Origin of the sequence: Pseudoalteromonas sp. JB197, from assembly GCF_002332205.1 — a bacterium.
GTDB classification, from domain to species: Bacteria; Pseudomonadota; Gammaproteobacteria; order Enterobacterales; family Alteromonadaceae; genus Pseudoalteromonas; species Pseudoalteromonas nigrifaciens.
This window is the reverse complement of record NZ_NRGZ01000001.1, coordinates 3,219,389-3,238,531: the sequence shown is the minus strand read 5'-3', so window position 1 is coordinate 3,238,531 and position 19,143 is coordinate 3,219,389. Positions and strand designations below refer to the sequence as shown.

Here is a 19,143-nt window from a genome sequence, read left to right as displayed (position 1 = left end):
ATTAATTTGCGCCATCAATTGTCGCCTCTAACATTTCTAATTTAGTCTGACGCTCTTTCCAACAGCCAGAACCATCAGGGATTAATTCTATTAACTCAATATAGTCACTACTCACTTTTTTTACTTTTCCGTCGTAAGTGCCCAAGTAACTCCCTACGGTTACTCTATGCAGCGTTGCATCAGCAGCAGTAATAAGTGCCCATGTTTGGCTATTAGAACCTAGCGTGCCTTTCATCGCTAGGTTATCTAGCGGATATTTTTCTAATGGCTCACGAACTCTATCTGGATCTGGGTGTAAACAGTTTTTAATTTGCGTTAACTTATTTTGTATAATTTCAGGTTGTGGAGCTACAAATGGGCTGCGCAATTGACCCGCATTGTATTCAAAATACTCAAACTGAATGAGCTCTGGTATTTTTTCTACTCTGGGGGTTGTACTTGCTTTTACCTGATCAATAAATTCTTTTTGTTCAGAAGTGTCACTATTACAACCACTCAATAACATTGTAAAAATAGCCACTAAAGGGAGTTTATTCATTATTTAGTCCCCTCTTCGTAGCGATAAGTTTTTGCAACCACACTAAATGTTAACTGCTTTTCTCCAGATGATAAAATAGAAAAGTCATGTAAACTAACAATTCGCGGTAATTGAGCCACTTTACCTACAAACTGACCAAATTCATGATAAGTCCCCACCACTTCTATTTTTATTGGCAGCTCGGTATAAAATTCTTTTTTAACTTCAGGTAGCCAACCAACTTTTAAAAAGGTTAAGCCACTGGTAGTGCCTACATAAGATAAGTCATCTAACAAGCCGGGGGTTTCATTAGAGGTTGGTAGGCGCTTTAATAGCTGAGAAAACTTATCTTCCATTTCAATCATTTGCAGGCGATAAATATCTAATTTACTGGCTACCGCATATTTGGTGCGATAAGTAGTGCGCAGCTCCACCTCTTTGGCTACCGCGTTGTGATAACTGTCTACTTCATCTGAAACTAATAAGCTATAGCTAAAAAACAACACTAAACCCGCAATAAAAGCACCGCAAATAACCCTAACAATAACCGGCCATTCACCTATATTATCAAGTTCTATTTCATTCCAATCTATATCTTTAAATGCTTTAAAATCAAGGTTCATCATGTACCTCGCCAATTTTATCGAATGGTTTTACATAAAACTCCATATTAAAATCACTCAACAAACGCGACGATTTATCGCCAGCAACAATACTTTGCATTACTGGGCGCTCTAATAAATAAGAACTTTGCACTTCGCGTAGCAAGGTTGAAAGGCGATTATTTGATTCGCTTTTTCCAAGTACATGAATTTGATTACCGCGTCGCTCTAGCTTAGTTAAATAAACCCCTGCAGGAACTATTTTTGCGACTTCATCCATAATTTGCGTGCCTAAATTACGACTCCTTTGCAGGTTTTCAATTAAGCGCATACGCTGCTGCAGGCTTTCTTTTTTCTTATCTAGCTCTCTAATGTCTCTTATTTCTTTATCTAGCATACTTATTTCTGCACTAAGGTAATTGTTTTTGAGATTTTGCCCTTCTTTTAAAGCGCCATAAAATGAGCTCAATAAATACATACTCAAAAAACACAAAACAACAACTGCAATTAATAAAGTAATAAACTTCTTTTTTGAGTCTTCACGCTGTAATTCACGCCAAGGCAGTAAATTTATATGTGGCATGATGAAAAGCTCCTCAAAGCAAGCCCTGTTGCAATAGCAAATTGCGTACGATGACGTTGTAATACATTACGGTCAACCCTAGGAGATATTTCCATATTTACAAATGGCTCAGCTACAATTGTGTGTATACCTAACTCTTCGATTAATAAGCGCTCAAAACCGCTAATCATAGCTGTCCCACCGGTTAATACAATATAATCTAGCTGATCTTTACCCGTGGTGGTTAAAAACATTTGCACCGCTCGGCGCACCTGCTGTAGTAAGGCGGTTTGAAATGGCGCAAGTACTTCAAAGGTATAATTTGGCGGCAAGTCGCCGGTTGCTTTACCAATTTCAGCTTCATCAAAACCTTTATTATAATAGGCAACAATACTATTAGTGTATTGATCGCCACCAAACACTTGGTCGCGGGTATAAATTGTATTTCCCGCCTGCACTACACTTACGAGTGTTAATACCGCGCCAATATCAACAATAGCAACGCACTTATTAAATGCGTCACTTGGTAACTGTTGATAGTACACATCCATTGCCCGGCTTAATGCGTAGCTTTCTACGTCAACCACTTTAGCAACTAAGTTAGCGGCTTCTAACGCGCCAACACGTGCTTCAACACTTTCAGTACGTGCAGCCGAAAGCAATACATTCATTTTACTAGGATCCGCGGCATTGATTGATAGCTTTTCAAAATCAAGATTAACTTCATCCAATGGATAAGGAATTAAGCTGTCTGCTTCTATTTCAATTTGTGATTCTAATTCAGCGTCACTTAAGGTGACATCCATGAAAATCACCTTGGTGATCACGGTCTGGCCTGAAACAGCCACCGCGGCTTCTTTTAGCGATTTAGGTAATTTTCGTTTTAATTTAGTTATTACATTACCAATTGCTTCAATATCTTGAATAGTACGCTCACTCATGGCGCCTTTTGGCATAGGTTCAATTGCAAGTGCTTCTAATCGAAACCCTGTATCTGTTTCACTTAACAGTACTGCTTTGATAGAGTGCGATCCTATATCAATGCCGACCATCATCGACGATGGTTTTTTAAATAGTTGACTTAGCATGTTTGCAACTTTGCCTTTGCTTTAATAATAAACAAGTTATAATTCTTACCTGAAAAAATACTATTCATTTTTTAATCAATATATACTAGCAACCTCAACTTGTAATTGGGAGTCCATTTAGGGAAACACCAGTGATTTTATTAAAAAGAACTTTACAATTTTTTATCATTTGCACATTAATTGGACTGATCACTTTGTTCAGCCTTTATTATTACGTTAAACCTGATATCCCAAGTGTGCAAGTTTTAAAAGACGTGCAATTACAAACTCCTATGCAAGTATTCACTAAAGATGGTCTGTTGATCAATCAATTTGGTGAAAAACGACGAATTCCGGTCACCATAGACCAAATACCACAACCTCTCATTAATGCATTTTTAGCCACCGAAGACAGCCGCTTTTATGATCACCTTGGTATTGACCCCATAGGTATAGTGCGCTCTGCACTTGTACTTATATCTACCGGAGAGAAAAAACAAGGCGCTAGTACTATTACTATGCAGCTAGCACGTAATTTTTTCTTAACCCGCGAAAAAGCCTACATTCGTAAAGTAAAAGAAATTTTTATCGCGATACATATTGAAAACTTATTAAGCAAAAACGAAATTCTTGAGCTGTATTTAAATAAAATTGAATTAGGTAATAGGGCGTTTGGTATTGGTGCAGCAGCGCAAGTTTATTACGGTAAAGAACTAAAAGACTTAACCCTTGCGCAAATGGCAATGATTGCCGGCCTGCCAAAAGCACCTTCAGCGCTTAATCCTATTCGCAATCCAGTGCGTGCTAAAGCGCGTCGTAATGTCGTACTTGGTAGAATGTTGTCTGAACGTTATATAACCCAAAGCGAATATGAAGAGACTATTAATCAACCTATAACGGCCGTTTTTCATGGCGCTGAAATAGATTTATACGCACCTTATATATCTGAAATGGTGCGTGCAGAAATGGTTGCTAAATACGGTATTGATAAAGCGTACAACTCTGGCTTTAAAATATTTACCTCGGTAGAGTCCCACGTTCAACAAGCTGCGCAAACGGCTTTAGTAAATAACTTACATAATTACGATATGCGCCACGGTTTTAGAGGTCCAGAGCGTTTATTATGGGATGCGCAAACACAACCAGCATTAAGCCAAGCGCAAATTCTTAACCAGCTAAAAGACGTAAAACAGCTCGGCGACTTACAAGCCGCGGTAGTATTGGCGGTTAACGAAAAAACAGCCGACGTTTTACTAAAAAATGGTGAGCTGGCAACACTTACATGGGATAACTTAAAGTGGGCACGTAAATATATTACGCGTTACCGCCAAAGTTTTGCTCCTAAAGCTGCAACTGAAATATTAGTACCAGGTGCACAAATATGGCTACGTAAAAACGCCGATAATAATTATTTATTGAGTCAAATTCCTGAAGCCTCTAGTGCCATTGTGTCTTTAGACCCTCAAGATGGCCGTATTAAAGCAATTGTTGGTGGTTATAGTTTTGAGCAAAGCCAGTACAACCGTGCAGTGCAAGCTAAACGCCAAGTTGGCTCAAACATTAAACCCTTTATTTACTCTGCAGCTCTGGAAAAAGGCTACACTTTAGCATCCATTTTAAACGACGCTCCAATTAATCAATGGGATAAAAGCCAAGGTATTGCATGGCGCCCAAAAAACAGCCCTGCAGTTTATAATGGCCCAATTCGTATTCGCCGCGCATTGGCGCAATCTAAAAACGTTATTTCGGTTCGTCTTCTACGTGGTGTAGGCTTGCAACGTACTGCCGATCATTTACTCAAATTTGGTTTTGATAATAAAGACATTAACCGCAGTGAATCTTTAGCGCTTGGTAGTGCTTCCATTTCTCCATTAGAACTTGCTCGTGGTATGAGCGCGTTTGCTAATGGCGGGCATTTAATAGAACCGTATTTTATATCTGAAATTCAAGATGCCTTTGGTACAGTGTTATTTAAAGCAAACCCAGCCCTAGCCTGCGATGAGAACACGCAACCCCTCGCTATCGAAAATAACAGCAGCCTAACGATAGAAAATACTGAGCAAGGTGAAAAAGCGCAGCAAACAGTGCAATGTGCCCCACGTATTATTTCTAAACAAAATGCTTTTTTAATTGCAGACGCTATGAACAGCGCAATTTGGGGCGGCGGAAGCTGGAGCAATAAAACAGGCTGGACGGGGACTGCATGGCGAGCACAGCGTTTAGGGCGTCGTGATTTATCGGGTAAAACAGGTACCACAAACGATTCTGTTGACACTTGGTTTAGTGGTTTTAACCGCAATGTACTCACCTCAGTATGGGTTGGCTTTGACAACCCTGGCAATACTCTAGGTCGTTCTGCTTATAACAACAACCTTGATAGTGGTCAAATAACAGGGGCTGAATCGGGCGCTAAAACAGCTCAACCCGCATGGAATGAATTTATGAGGGCAGCTCTTGATGGGCAACCAGAAGCGCCAATTGAACCACCTGAAGGATTAGTTTCTATTCGTATTGATTTAGCGACTGGCTTATTAAGCCACAAAAATGATTACACTAGCCGCTTTGAATACTTTGAAAAAGGCACTACCCCAACTAGTTATGTGCTTTCGCAGCCAAGCGATATTTTTGAAGAAAACACCAAAACAGAAGAAGAGCTATTTTAACCATAAGCACATCTCTCATTAGCTAAATGATTAATTACGCTAAAAAAAACGGCAACCTTTTTAGGTTGCCGTTTTTTGTTTTATTTAATTATTACTTTAAGTTTTTTATCAGCCAATATAAGTCAGAATGAACGCCTGCTGCAGTCACTTCCTTACCAGCACCTGGGCCTTGTATAATCAAGGCATTATTGCTGTACCACTGGCTGTTAATAACAAAAATATTATCACCCGGGGTTAAGTTTGCTAATGCGTCATTGGGCGTAACATACGCTAACCCTACTTTGGCCGTTACGCTATCGTGCTCAATACTCAGTAAACCTGTATAACGAAGTACCGCGTTTTGTAATTTTGCATTGCGTGCATGCTCTTCAATAAAAGTGTCGAGCTTATGTTTATTAGCTAAAAAGTCATCCCAACTACCTAGTGCTAGCTCATCGGGCATTAACGGCGCTAAGGCAATGTCGTTAAGGTCTAATTCAACCCCTAACTCTCGCGCTAAAATAAGTAGCTTACGCTGCATATCTCGCCCCGATAAATCTTCGCGCGGATCGGGTTCAGTAAAACCCATTTGTTGCGCTTCAAGTAATAACTCAGAAAATGCAGTTGCGCCATTATACATACTACATAACCACGATAACGTACCCGAAAAAACACCTTCTATACGTGTTATTTTATCGCCACTGTTTTGTAAATCTGCAAGGGCAAAATTAATTGGTAAACCGGCACCCACACTAGCGTTATAGCGCCAATATAAATTGCGCTGCGCAATATTGTGCTGCAACGCTTTATACCAAGGAGTTGGCGCGGTACCAGCATACTTATTAGCACTAATTAAATGACAATCAAGCGCAACAAAATCTGGGTATAACTGACTAAATTGCTCGCTGGCGGTTATATCTATAACCACTTTATGCTCGTAATCAAGCTGGCCAATAGCGGTTAATAAATCTTGGCTGCTATAGTCAACAGCCTCTAACTGCCATTGGTTCTTCCAGTGCTGTACATTTATGCCGCTGGGATTAAATAGCAGTTTTTGCGAACGTGCTAATCCCACTAACTTAATATTAAAGTCGGTTGATAAGCGTGCTAGCTGCGCCGATAGTTGGCTAACAAATACATCCCCTACGTTACCAAGCCCTGCCACTATTAAGGCAATTTCTTGGCCTTTAGTGATCAGTTTATCGTGCAGCACATTAAGCACATCACTATCAATAAGCTGATCCGTCAGTAGCAATACATAACCACTATCTTGATGCACAAAGCGAGGTTCAATATTATGCAAATTGAGCAACTCGCGTGCCTGAGTGCTCAATAAGTTTATATCTTGCTCAGGAGCAACTAGCGCGCAACCATGTAGGTTAGACTCGCTAATATTGGCTCTTCCTGCAAAGTAACTAACTACTTGATGGGTCGCTACTGCCGGTACTATTAGGTAAGTTTCACCTGCGCTACTAAAATGATGCAAACTATGTTGAATAAGCTGGCTAACCTGAGTTACCTCACCCTCAACTAGCCCTTCAACACTAAGTAAATCTATATTTTCTAATGTAGTAATAAAGCGTTTTTGTTTTACACAGCCCTCTTTCACTACATTTGTTGAGCTTGCTTGCACGTCAAAACTACTGCGCACCGCAAGCTTTATATCGGTATTTTTAAGTGGCGATAATGTTTTAGCGTGTAAAACGGGGTTACCTAATCTTGCCAATAAGTTAGCTTGCGCTCTACATACCTTAGCGTATTTAATGGCCTTGTTAACTTTACGTGGGTCGGTACTAAATATCCCTTGTGTATCGGTCCAAATATATACTTGTTTAGCATTGCAATAACTTGCCAATAAGGTTGCACTGTAATCACTACCATTGCGACCAAGAGTGACCGTATCGCCTTGGGTATTAGCCGCAATAAACCCTGTTACCACGTTAATTTTGTGCTGGCTAATAAGCTCACTACACTGCTGTGTATTTTGGCTATGCAATAATTGTCCATCACTTAGCGTAAACAAGCCTCTTGCGTCTTGCATGCATGCAGCAACATTAAGTTGCTGTAAATACGCAGCGAGCAAACGAGCTGACCACAACTCACCATGGGCGAGTAGCGCCGCTTCTTGCAACTGCTCAGTACTCGCTAATTTAGCAACTAAACTTAGCTCTTCATTTAGAGTGGTTAAAGCGCTGCGCTTTAAATCGCCCTGCAGTAGCTGCGTTATTAAATCACTTTGATGATTGTTTAATTGCAATACAATATCAGCGAGCGCTTGAGTATCGTGCTGCTGATAACTTTGCCACAGTTTTACTAATGTATCTGTGGTTTTTCCTGCAGCCGATACCACTACACAATCACCGGGCTGAGCTTGCCCTATAATTATTTTTGCAACGCTTTTATAGCGCTCGGCTGAGCTTAAACTCGAACCACCAAACTTATGAATATTATTAGTCATATTAATTACCACAACGCCGGGTGAGCAGCGCTCAATTTAACATTACTACTTGCGCTAGCACCTGCTTTACCTGCGTTATTGTGCTGACCTGGTTGCACTAAATTAAATACCCGATCAAAGTCTGCTAATAAATCTGCTACATCTTCAATACCTACCGACACACGAATAAGCGTATCGCCAACGCCAGCGGCTAAACGAGCCTCGGCTTCCATTCCTGCATGCGTCATTGTTGCTGGGTGGCATATTAAGCTCTCTACGCCACCTAAAGATTCAGCTAAGCTAAATGTTTTAAGGTTTGTTAAAAATGCAGCTGCGTCATTTACATCACCTTTAATGTCAAAACTAACCATGCCACCAAAACCAAGTTGCTGTGCTTTAGCCAATTCATGTTGTGGATGCGACTCTAGCCCCGGGTAATATACTTGGCTAACAAATTTTGAGCTTTCAAGGTACTTAGCAATAGCTAGGGCATTTTCTTGATGCTGCCGTAAGCGTACATTTAAAGTACGCAAGCCACGCAAAGTTAAGTAACTATCAAACGGTGCCCCCGTTATACCAATATTATTTGCCCACCAAGCCAGTTCTTCACCTAGTTCGTCAGTTGCAGCAATAACCGCACCGCCAACCACGTCTGAGTGGCCATTTATGTACTTAGTGGTTGAGTGCACCACAATATCAACGCCAAATTTAATCGGGTTTTGTAATGCAGGCGATAAAAAAGTGTTATCTGCGGCTACCAAAGCACCGCATTGTTTCGCAATATCGGTTACTGCTTTAATATCAGTTAAACGTAAAATAGGGTTACTAGGGGTTTCTATCCAAATTAACTTAGGTTTGATTACTAAAATTTGCTGCAAACTTTCTGGTTTAGTTAAATCTAACACTTCGAGTTTTAATAGGCCGCGCTTTTGTAATGAGGTAAATAAGCGATAGCTGCCGCCATAACAATCATGGGGGATCACTAACGTATCGTCACTATTAAGCAGCTGAGTGGCTAAATGTACGGCAGCCATTCCTGTTGCAGTAATAATGCCGCGAGCACCACCTTCGAGTTCGCTGAGTGCTTGGGCTAAAGTATCACGATTTGGATTACCACTGCGGCCATAGTCATATTGACGTTTTGTATCAAAGTCGGCAAACGAATAAGTGGTTGATAAATACAGCGGAGGCACAACCGCGCCATGGTGCTTATCAGCATCGACACCACTTCGAACTGCAATTGTCGCTTTATTTTTTTCACTCATATTTATTACCTGTTTTATTTAGATGTTTAGACGTCTAAAACAGTAATTCATTCAACTTAAGAAGTCAAAACATTTAAACACCTAGCCATCTGTGCAACAAGTATTTGACTAATTTGTTTAAATCGATAGAATTTCACGCATATTCGCGCTATTTTTTAGTAGGGTGAGCAATTAATAATCTGAGGCAACGATACATCTTATGGCAAAATGGAATGGCGAGTATATTCACCCATACGCAGAACACGGGAAAAAATCAGAGCAAGTTAAAAAGATCACCGTTTCGATCCCGCTAAATGTATTAAAAGTACTAACCGATGAACGCACCCGTAGGCAAATTAATAACTTACGCCATGCAACTAATAGCGAGCTATTATGTGAAGCATTTTTGCATGCGTTTACTGGGCAACCGTTACCTAACGATGATGATTTACGTAAAGATAACGCCGAAAAAGTGCCTGAAGAAGTGAAAAAAATAATGCAAGAAATGGGCTTAGAAGTTCCTGTTTTAAACGAAGACTAAACAGCGGCTTTTAAACAAAAAAACCTCAGCCATGCTGAGGTTTTTTTATGGCTATAAATTACACTGAAGTAACTTAATACCGAGCAACATAATGCTGCTTATTCCATATAGTTTGCTGGCAGCTCTATTTGCGCTACGCCTGAAGCAATGGCTGCTAATGCAACTGCTTTAGCAATACGCGGCAATAAACGCGGGTCCATAGGCTTAGGAATAATATACTCTGCACCAAACGCTAGCTTATCTACACCGGCAGCTTTTAGTACTTCTGGTGGAACCGGCTCTTTGGCAATACTACGAATAGCTTCAACTGCTGCAATTTTCATTTCATCGTTAATTTCACTGGCACGCACATCAAGTGCACCACGGAAAATAAACGGAAAACACAACACGTTATTAACTTGGTTAGGGTAATCTGAGCGCCCTGTTGCCATAATTAAATCGCTTCGTGCGCCGTGTGCCAGTGCCGGATCAATCTCAGGGTCTGGGTTCGAACAAGCAAATACGACTGGCTTTGCTGCCATTAATTTTAAATCATCGGCCGATAATAAGTTAGGGCCCGATACACCAACAAATACGTCAGCATCTTCAATTACATCTTGTAATGTACGCTTATCGGTATTGTTAGCAAATAACTGTTTGTACTCGTTTAAATCATCACGGCGAGTGTGAATAACACCTTTACGATCAAGCATATAAATATGTTCACGCAGTGCACCACACTTAATTAATAACTCCATACAAGCAATCGCTGCAGCGCCGGCACCTAAACATACAATAACTGCATCTTCAATATCTTTGCCTTGCACTTCCAGCGCATTTATCATGCCTGCAGCCGTTACAATAGCCGTGCCGTGCTGATCATCATGAAAAACAGGAATACTACAGCGTTCAATAAGCGCCTTTTCAATTTCAAAACACTCTGGTGCTTTAATATCTTCAAGGTTAATACCGCCAAAAGTATCAGCAATATTAGCCACAGTATTTATAAAGTCTTCGGTGGTGCGGTGTTTTACTTCAATATCAATTGAGTCAATGCCTGCAAAACGTTTAAACAACAACGCCTTGCCTTCCATTACCGGTTTTGACGCTAAAGGCCCTAAATTTCCTAAACCTAAAATAGCAGTACCATTGGTGATCACTGCAACCAAATTACCTTTACCTGTGTACTTATAGGCATTTACAGGGTCAGCAGCAATTTCACGCACCGGCTCAGCTACACCGGGGCTATAAGCTAAAGCGAGATCATGAGCCGTTTCTGCAGGCTTGGTTAGCTCAATGCTGATTTTACCTGGAACGGGGTGAGAGTGATAATGTAGTGCTTGTTCACGAAAGTCCGACATAACGCGATTATATCCTGCAATTTAAGTTAAAGTGAGAGGGAGTAAAGCGACACTTAACATGCCTTAAAGTACGATACCCTTATTATTTTTAAATTCCAAGCAATATCAGGTCTATCCTGTTATATGCTAGATCTGTTAATTTTAAGCGAATTTTCAGCAACTTCGATAAAAACATCGCTACTTTTCATAAATATAAATTGTGCTAAAAGGCACTTTTCAAGCTTATTTTAGTTAAAAGTATTATTCACAAAACAGCGTTTTTAAAATGTGAATAAAATCAGCTAAAAGCGATTATTTATTCTGCTTTAACAACACATAGCTTCATGTTGGCTACTTTTAGAAACCGAGTTTAAAATTAAGCTATTAAAAATATAGAGAATATTAGGTCATTTGTCTGCAAAGGTTTATGCATACCGAGAATAAGAACAGGAAATAGTTATGCAAAAGCAATAAACTTAAAACTAGCGAGGTTAGGGGGAAGTTAGAGGATTTTTAGGCATAAAAAAAGCATCCTAAGATGCTTTTTTTAACTAAATAGCAATAATTACTTTTTGCTACCAAGTGCACCGAAACGCTTGTTGAAACGATCAACACGTCCGCCAGTGTCTAAAATCTTTTGCTTACCAGTGTAAAACGGGTGACACGCAGAACAAACGTCTAGGTGAATATTTTTACACAGAGTAGAGCTAGTTTCGAATTCGTTTCCACATGAACAAGTTGCAGAAATTACTTCGTACTTAGGGTGAATACCTTCTTTCATAGAAACCTCTAGTTAAGGCCGCATCGCTCTCCAAACCCGGAGTCTGGCACCATACGTCGTTAAAACAAATTTATTGGTGGCGGATTTTATCCAACAACCATCAAGCACACAAGCATTAATTAGTATTTTTGCTAAAAAAACAACCATTTTGAGTAAACAAGGTTATTTGGTAGTAGGTTTTTAGCTGTATTTTTAGTACATTAGGGCCAAGTATTAGCACGCCCTCCCCCATTATTTTTTTAACAGTTGAGTTACTATGTATTTTGTTGAAGTTGCTATAAAAGTTCCACTACCGCGCACCTTTGATTATAAAGTAGATAGCCAGCTTGGTGAAGCTTCTGCGCCATTAAAACCCGGAATGCGGGTGTTAGTACCCTTTGGTAATCAACGTAAAGTAGCCGTGGTTTTAGCGCTTAAAACAACAACCGAAGTGCCTGAAAACAAAATAAAGGCAATTTTTGAAATTATCGACGATACGCCAATTTTATCTGCAGAGCACATAGAGTTACTGCGCTTTACTGCCCGTTATTATTGCTACCCGCTGGGTGAAACCATTCATATTGCATTGCCAAGCGCACTACGCCAAGGCGAATCGCCTGATAAAACCAGCATTAATATGGTAGCCCTAACGGAAAAAGGCGCGCTGCTGCCGTCATTAAAAGCTAAAACTCAACTTAATTTACTAAAGCAGCTATCGCAATCAGGCAAGTCGTCATTAACCGAGTTAAAAGCTTTGGGCTTTAGTAAAAAAACCATTGATAGCTTAATAGATAAAGCACTCATAACACAGTCAATTGAGCATGATAACCACTGGCAAAGTGTAGCCCCAACAGTGGGTAGCAAACCAACACTTAACAAAGAGCAAGCGGTTGCCTGCACCACAATTAATCAAAGCAGCGGTTTTAGCAGCTTTTTATTAGAAGGTGTAACCGGTAGCGGCAAAACAGAAGTGTACTTACAATGTTTAGAAGAAGTACTAAAGCGCGGCGAACAAGCACTAGTATTAGTGCCCGAAATAGGCTTAACCCCGCAAACCGTTAACCGCTTTCGCCGCCGCTTTCCCGACACCCCCATTATGCTTTGGCATTCAGCTTTAACCGATAATGAACGTTTACAAACCTGGCGTTTTTGCGAAAAAGCCAGCTGCGCCATAGTAATAGGCACACGTTCGAGTATTTTTCTGCCATTTTTAAAGCTCGGCATGATAGTGGTTGATGAAGAACATGACTCGTCTTTTAAACAGCAAGACACGCTGCGCTACCATGCCCGTGATTTAGCTGCGTATCGTGCATATCAGTATAAAATTCCGCTTATATTAGGCAGTGCAACACCGGCACTCGAAACCCTGCACAAAGCAATTAATAATAAATACCAACTGCTGAGCCTTACTGAGCGTGCGCAAACCGCTACCGATAACCAATTTAAATTACTCGATATGAAAGGTCAGCCCGACCAGGCAGGCATTGCCCATGCCAGCCTTGCGAGCATGCGCCAACATTTAAAGCGTGGCAAACAAGTGATGGTGTTTTTAAATCGTCGTGGATTTTCGCCCACGTTAATTTGCCATGAATGTGGCTGGTTAAGCGAATGCAAGCGTTGCAGCACCAGTGCCACTTTTCATAAAGCTATTGGGCAAATGATTTGCCATCACTGTGGCGATCAATATCATGTTCCACACCAATGCCCCGACTGCGGTAGCACGCAAATTTTTCCTAATGGTAAAGGCACTGAGCAAATAGAAGAGTTTTTATCGAGTGAATTTCCACAAACCCCTGTTACACGTATCGACCGCGACTCTACTCGTCGTAAAGGCAGCCTTGAAAAAGCACTAGATGAAATAAACCTAGGCGGCGCGCGCATTTTAGTGGGCACGCAAATGTTGGCTAAAGGGCATCACTTTGCCGATGTAAGTTTAGTGGTTATTTTAGACGTAGACAGCGGCTTATACTCCTGTGATTTTAGAGCAACTGAGCATTTAGCCCAACTTGTTACGCAAGTGGCCGGGCGTGCTGGGCGCTCAGGTGAGGCAGGCCAAGTGTTATTGCAAACACATTTTCCTGAGCATCCACTATTACAAGATTTGGTTAATAATGGTTATCAGGATTTTGCTCGCTTTGCACTGCGTGAACGTGAAGATGCAGACCTACCACCAATCACAAATATGGCCATTGTTCGCGCCCAAGGACACAATATAAAACAAGTCGTCGATTTTTTGACAGATTTGGTTCCAGTAAGCGGGGTAACTGGTATACAATTGCTCGGTCCAATACCTGCTCCTCTTGAAAAAGTAGCAGGTATGTATCGTTTTCAATTACACATTCAAGCGCAAGATCGCCGCGTATTGCACCAATATCTTGCGCAAATGGTTGATTATCTAAGCACTAGCAAACTTGCACAAAAAGTACGCTGGAGCCTAGACGTAGACCCTATAGACATGATTTAGGTTAAGGCCAAAATAAAGCTATGGCACAGCACGATTACATTAACAAAAAACCAGCAAACCGCAAAAAAGCGAAATCAGCGCCCGCTAAAAAACCCTTTCCAATACTGTTAGTTTTAATTGTTACTTTATTGGTGGCAGGTTTTGCTTATGGCTTATGGTTTATTAAAAATAACGCCGATCCTGAGCTAGTTGAAAAACAAGCTAACCCTGTACCTACAACTCCTGTAGAAGTTGTTGTACCACGTACGCCTGCGTTTATTAAAGAAATTAGAAACCACGAAATTCAGGTTGAAGTAAAAGAACTTGAACAAAAAGGCCCTTACGTTATGCAATGCGGTTCGTTTAGAACCTACCCGCAGGCTGAATCGCTAAAAGCTAAAATAGCCTTTGCAGGGCTTATTTCTGAAATAAAAGAGACCACAGGCAGCAGTGGCATTTGGTATAAAGTACGCTTAGGTCCCTATAAAACCAAGCGCCAAGCTGAGAGCGATAAAAATAAACTTAAACGTGTAAAAATAGTCGGCTGCGGAATTTGGGGCTGGACTTGAAAATAAACCATTCACCCATATAACCTCTTCATAATCGTTTTTTACGAGTTGCCCCTGCAGCTCGATGATGAGGAATAATATGACTACTATCGTAAGTGTACGCCGCGGCAACAATGTTGTAATTGGCGGCGACGGCCAAGTTTCGCTTGGTAACACAGTAATGAAGGGCAATGCCCGTAAAGTTCGACGCCTCTATAATGGCAAAGTAATTGCTGGCTTTGCCGGCGGTACTGCTGATGCCTTCACCCTTTTCGAACGCTTTGAAAGCAAACTAGAAATGCACCAAGGTAACCTCACTAAAGCCGCGGTTGAAATGGCCAAAGACTGGCGCAGCGATCGCGCTTTGCGCAAGCTCGAAGCACTGCTTGCTGTAGCCGACGAAACAGCCTCTTTAATCATTACCGGTAATGGTGATGTAGTACAGCCAGAAAATGACTTAATTGCCATTGGCAGTGGCGGTAACTTTGCCCAATCGGCAGCAACTGCCTTACTGGAAAACACCGATTTAAGTGCTCGCGAAATAGTAGAAAAAAGCCTAACCATTGCAGGCAATATCTGCGTATTCACTAACGACTTTCAAACTATCGAAGAATTGTAACAGGAACCGCTATGTCTGCTATGACCCCAAGAGAAATTGTTCACGAGCTAGATCAGCACATTATTGGTCAAGCAAAAGCTAAAAAAGCCGTTGCTATTGCACTGCGTAACCGCTGGCGCCGGATGCAGCTAAGTGATGATTTACGTAATGAAGTAACACCTAAAAATATTTTAATGATTGGCCCAACGGGTGTTGGTAAAACCGAAATTGCGCGCCGTTTAGCTAAGCTTGCTAACGCGCCATTTATTAAAGTAGAAGCAACTAAATTCACCGAAATTGGCTATGTTGGTAAGGAAGTTGAAACCATCATCCGCGATTTAGTCGATGTTGCGATTAAAATGACGCGTGAGCAACAAACTAAAAAGTTTAAGCATCGCGCTGAAGAAGCAGCCGAAGAGCGTATTTTAGATGCGCTTTTACCACCAGCTAAAGATCAATATGGCGAAAGCCAACGCGATGACAGCTCTTCAACTCGTCAAACGTTTCGTAAAAAGCTACGTGAAGGCCAATTAGATGACAAAGAAATCGAAATTGATTTAGCTCAAGCACAACCAAACGTAGAAATTATGGCCCCCCCTGGTATGGAAGATATGACCAACCAGTTGCAAAGCATGTTTCAAAACATGGGTGGCGATAAGCGCACTAAGCGGAAGTTAAAAATTAAAGAAGCCTTTAAATTATTAAGTGAAGAAGAAGCCGCTAAGCTAGTTAATCCTGAAGAGCTAAAAGAGCAGGCTATTTTTGCAGTTGAACAAAATGGTATTGTATTTATTGATGAAATAGACAAAATTTGTAAACGCGGTGACTCATCAGGTCCAGACGTTAGTCGTGAAGGCGTACAGCGCGACTTACTACCATTAATTGAAGGTTGTACGGTTAGCACTAAGCACGGCATGGTTAAAACTGACCATATGCTATTTATTGCTTCGGGCGCATTTCAAATGGCTAAGCCATCAGACATGATCCCTGAGCTGCAAGGTCGCCTTCCTATTCGTGTAGAGCTTGAAGCACTTACTGCTGATGACTTTAAACGTATTTTAACAGAGCCGCATGCATCGCTTACCGAGCAGCAGCGTGAACTGCTTAAAACTGAGCAAGTTACTATTGAATTTAGTGATGATGCAATTGAGCGCATTGCTAAAGCCGCTTGGCAAGTTAACGAAAAAACCGAAAACATCGGTGCTCGTCGCTTACATACGGTAATGGAAAAGCTAATGGAAGAAATTTCATATGACGCTTCAGAGCAAGCCGGAACATCACTGGTAGTTGACGCCGCTTATGTTGAAAAACACTTAGGTGCGCTGGTTGAAGATGAAGATTTAAGCCGCTACATTCTTTAATTAAAATTAGCTGCATAAACAGTTATACTAAAAGCCTCCGCACTGGGGGCTTTTTAATGAGATAAAAATGAAACACGTAACAAAAGTACATTACCACAGCGTTAGCAAAAATTTAGATGTTTACTTTGATGATGACAGCCAAGCCGTATTTAGTTGTGAATTTTTACGTGTGCACTCTCCTTCTGCAGAAGTGCAAGGACATGGCTCAGGGCCAATGAAATTAGTATTCAATAAACAATCCGTTGGTATTAAAAACATTGCTCATGTTGGTCATTACGCACTGCGTTTAGATTTTGACGATGGCCACAATAGCGGGTTATTTAGCTGGCAATATTTTGCAAAACTACAGGCGCAGCAAGCGACTCTATGGGATGAGTATTTAAAGCGGGTTAGTGAACACAATAACTCTAAAGACAGCGTACCCATAAAGTTTATTCCTTAAACTATACGGGTACTTTATTGCTAAGTTTTAAACCTTAAATTTGTCAATTGCAGCAAAAAGCACTCGTGCTTGCGCTGATACTTCTTCGCTTGTTTGCGCATTGTTAGCAGCGTGCCCTGAGGTGTTTCTGGCAATATCACGAATACTCACCACATTTTTATTTACTTCAGATGCTACTTGGCTTTGTTGATCAATTGCCACAGCAATTTGTGTGCTCATTTCCATAATCGTTTGCACATCTTCGGTTATTGCTCCGAGTAACTCACCAGCTCTATTTGCTTGCGATGCACTTTCATCACCTTGTGAGCGGCACTGATGCATAATACTCACCACTTCTTGAGTGCGCTGTTGTAGAGTATTTATTATACCTTCTATTTCACTTGTAGATTCTTGTGTTCGTTGAGCCAATGAGCGCACTTCATCTGCAACCACAGCAAACCCTCTGCCTTGCTCACCCGCTCTAGCGGCTTCAATAGCAGCGTTTAACGCTAACAAGTTAGTTTGATCGGCAATCGCACGAATAACATCAAGCACAGAGCCTATTGTTTCACCGTCTTTTTCTAATAAAGAAACGACACTTGACGCATGCTCTAAAGAGTCAGACAACCCTCTAATATGCGCGACGGTTGACTCAACCTCACTACGACCTTGTTGCGCACTTAAATTAGTTGATTCTGCTTTTTTAGCAGCAGCTTCGGTATTATGTGAAATATCTTGAATGGTCGCCTGCATTTCGGTCGCCGCAGTGGCCACCATATCGGCTTCATGTAATTGATCTTGCATACCCGAGCTGGTTGCGGCGGTACTTTCTGATAAATTTTCAGTCGCGATATTTAACGCATTTAAAGCCCCATTCACCTCATTTATAAGGTTATTAAAGTCACCAATTAAACTATTAAAATCTTTCGACATAATCGTAATTTCGTCATTGCCAATTTGCTCAATGGTTACTGTTAAATCATTATTGCGTCGAATCTTGTTTATAGATTGGTAAATACGCTCTACAGGTACAATGATAGAGCGACTGGTTAAGTAAACCAGGGTTAAAACTATAATACCCGATATAATAAACACCATAATAGCGACCGACTGTGCTTTAGCTATACTGGCTTCAACTTGCAATTTAGTATCTGCTACTAGCTGCATTACCAACTGATCACTTTGCTCTACACTTTGTTGCATGCGCCCAAGTGCGCCAGAGTCTAGATCAACACCTAATTCAAGCTGCGCTTTTACCAAAGTTTGAAAAGCACTTTGATAATTAGACAGTAGGTTTTTTAAATTACTTTTAATGTTTTGACTTAGTGATGAGCTCGTTATTTTTTGCTGTAACGTATCAACATGATCTTGAAAGTTTGCTAAATATTTTTCATCCAAACGTAACATAAAGTCTTTTTCGGCACGTCTTAACTGTAGCATTAGGGTCAATAGCTGGTATTCATCTTGTTGATTGAGCAAACTTTCTACTTCGTGCACAGCACTTCGCAGTTGCCCATAAAGCCCATCGTCTTGATGTAAGCCAATACTTTTTTGCAGTCGCACAACCTCATTAAAATCACTATAAAAGCTTTTTATTAAACGCGTATAGAGGGTTATCTGTTGTGTATCAATCTCTGAATCTTGCATTTGCGATTGTAATTGAATTATTTGTTTATTTAATTGTGCGTATTCTTGTTCAAATAATGAGAGTGCTTGTGGCTGTTTATAAAACAAAAAGTTTTTTTCATGTGCACTTAACTGCAACTGATGAATGTTTAACTGCTCGGCCTGTTGCGTGATGTTCGTTAACTTTAACGTGGTTTGTGAGCCTGTGATTATTACATATAAAAAAGCCAGCATGGCCAAAGCAACAGTTAAAGCATTTAGCTGTAAACGCCGCTTAATGGTCAAGTTTTGCAAAACAATCATTGTTACACCTTTAAAAATTTAATGAGCAACTTTGTTACTTACACTTATATAACTTAAGCTTTTAACAAAGAAAGAAATACCGAAAAACACTAAAACACCTGCACTGCTGAGCACTTTTTAAAGTGACGTTATTTAGCTTAATTAACCGCGCA

At 40.7% G+C, this 19,143-nt stretch carries 16 protein-coding genes; 7 read left to right on the top strand and 9 right to left on the bottom strand.

What is annotated here, in order from left to right; all coding sequences use genetic code 11:
• Position 1: 1 nt before the first annotated feature.
• From CIK86_RS15100 to CIK86_RS15085, 4 genes are read right to left on the bottom strand one after another with little or no spacing between them, the layout of a single operon-like run.
• Positions 2-538, bottom strand: coding sequence for a pilus assembly protein PilP (locus CIK86_RS15100; protein WP_011329361.1), 537 nt, complete (start codon positions 536-538; stop codon positions 2-4).
• Entirely contained in the window at positions 538-1,140 is a 603-nt protein-coding gene (locus CIK86_RS15095) for a type 4a pilus biogenesis protein PilO (RefSeq protein ID WP_086997301.1), read from the bottom strand. The genes CIK86_RS15100 and CIK86_RS15095 overlap by 1 nt, the downstream gene beginning before the upstream one ends.
• Positions 1,130-1,702 carry a PilN domain-containing protein gene (locus CIK86_RS15090; RefSeq protein ID WP_086997298.1) on the bottom strand — a complete coding sequence of 191 codons (573 nt, stop codon included), beginning with the start codon at positions 1,700-1,702 and terminating at the stop codon, positions 1,130-1,132. The genes CIK86_RS15095 and CIK86_RS15090 overlap by 11 nt, the downstream gene beginning before the upstream one ends.
• Positions 1,690-2,769, bottom strand: coding sequence for a pilus assembly protein PilM (locus tag CIK86_RS15085; RefSeq protein ID WP_086997294.1), 1,080 nt, complete (start codon positions 2,767-2,769; stop codon positions 1,690-1,692). The genes CIK86_RS15090 and CIK86_RS15085 overlap by 13 nt, the downstream gene beginning before the upstream one ends.
• A gap of 131 nt (positions 2,770-2,900) precedes the next feature.
• Between CIK86_RS15085 and CIK86_RS15080 the strand changes: the two genes are divergently transcribed.
• Complete coding sequence (locus CIK86_RS15080; RefSeq protein WP_086997291.1) at positions 2,901-5,411, top strand: PBP1A family penicillin-binding protein; 2,511 nt, start codon at positions 2,901-2,903, stop codon at positions 5,409-5,411.
• Between the two features lie 91 nt (positions 5,412-5,502).
• On the opposite strand, the gene CIK86_RS15075 is transcribed toward CIK86_RS15080, so the two are convergent.
• Positions 5,503-7,848 (bottom strand): bifunctional aspartate kinase/homoserine dehydrogenase II, encoded by a 2,346-nt coding sequence (locus tag CIK86_RS15075; RefSeq protein ID WP_086997288.1) that lies wholly within the window; start codon positions 7,846-7,848, stop codon positions 5,503-5,505.
• Positions 7,849-7,853: 5 nt separating this feature from the next.
• Entirely contained in the window at positions 7,854-9,092 is a 1,239-nt protein-coding gene (gene metB / locus CIK86_RS15070; RefSeq protein ID WP_011329367.1) for a cystathionine gamma-synthase, read from the bottom strand.
• A gap of 199 nt (positions 9,093-9,291) precedes the next feature.
• Between metB and metJ the strand changes: the two genes are divergently transcribed.
• Entirely contained in the window at positions 9,292-9,612 is a 321-nt protein-coding gene (gene metJ, locus CIK86_RS15065) for a met regulon transcriptional regulator MetJ (RefSeq protein ID WP_006793094.1), read from the top strand.
• 98 nt (positions 9,613-9,710) lie between these two features.
• Here the strand turns inward: metJ and CIK86_RS15060 are convergent, their stop codons facing one another.
• Positions 9,711-10,952, bottom strand: a complete 1,242-nt coding sequence (locus CIK86_RS15060) for a malic enzyme-like NAD(P)-binding protein (protein WP_011329368.1) — start codon at positions 10,950-10,952, stop codon at positions 9,711-9,713.
• Between the two features lie 544 nt (positions 10,953-11,496).
• Positions 11,497-11,712 (bottom strand): 50S ribosomal protein L31, encoded by a 216-nt coding sequence (gene rpmE / locus CIK86_RS15055; RefSeq protein ID WP_011329369.1) that lies wholly within the window; start codon positions 11,710-11,712, stop codon positions 11,497-11,499.
• A 256-nt stretch (positions 11,713-11,968) separates the two neighbouring features.
• Between rpmE and priA the strand changes: the two genes are divergently transcribed.
• From priA to CIK86_RS15030, 5 genes are all read left to right on the top strand, one after another.
• Positions 11,969-14,155, top strand: coding sequence for a primosomal protein N' (gene priA, locus CIK86_RS15050; RefSeq protein ID WP_086997285.1), 2,187 nt, complete (start codon positions 11,969-11,971; stop codon positions 14,153-14,155).
• A gap of 20 nt (positions 14,156-14,175) precedes the next feature.
• Positions 14,176-14,703, top strand: coding sequence for an SPOR domain-containing protein (locus tag CIK86_RS15045; protein WP_011329372.1), 528 nt, complete (start codon positions 14,176-14,178; stop codon positions 14,701-14,703).
• 79 nt (positions 14,704-14,782) lie between these two features.
• Entirely contained in the window at positions 14,783-15,301 is a 519-nt protein-coding gene (hslV, locus tag CIK86_RS15040) for an ATP-dependent protease subunit HslV (protein ID WP_011329373.1), read from the top strand.
• 11 nt (positions 15,302-15,312) lie between these two features.
• Positions 15,313-16,641 (top strand): HslU--HslV peptidase ATPase subunit, encoded by a 1,329-nt coding sequence (gene hslU, locus CIK86_RS15035; RefSeq protein WP_011329374.1) that lies wholly within the window; start codon positions 15,313-15,315, stop codon positions 16,639-16,641.
• 67 nt (positions 16,642-16,708) lie between these two features.
• Complete coding sequence (locus CIK86_RS15030) at positions 16,709-17,083, top strand: gamma-butyrobetaine hydroxylase-like domain-containing protein (protein WP_011329375.1); 375 nt, start codon at positions 16,709-16,711, stop codon at positions 17,081-17,083.
• A 27-nt stretch (positions 17,084-17,110) separates the two neighbouring features.
• Here the strand turns inward: CIK86_RS15030 and CIK86_RS15025 are convergent, their stop codons facing one another.
• Positions 17,111-18,991 carry a methyl-accepting chemotaxis protein gene (locus CIK86_RS15025; RefSeq protein ID WP_086997282.1) on the bottom strand — a complete coding sequence of 627 codons (1,881 nt, stop codon included), beginning with the start codon at positions 18,989-18,991 and terminating at the stop codon, positions 17,111-17,113.
• Positions 18,992-19,143: the final 152 nt, after the last annotated feature.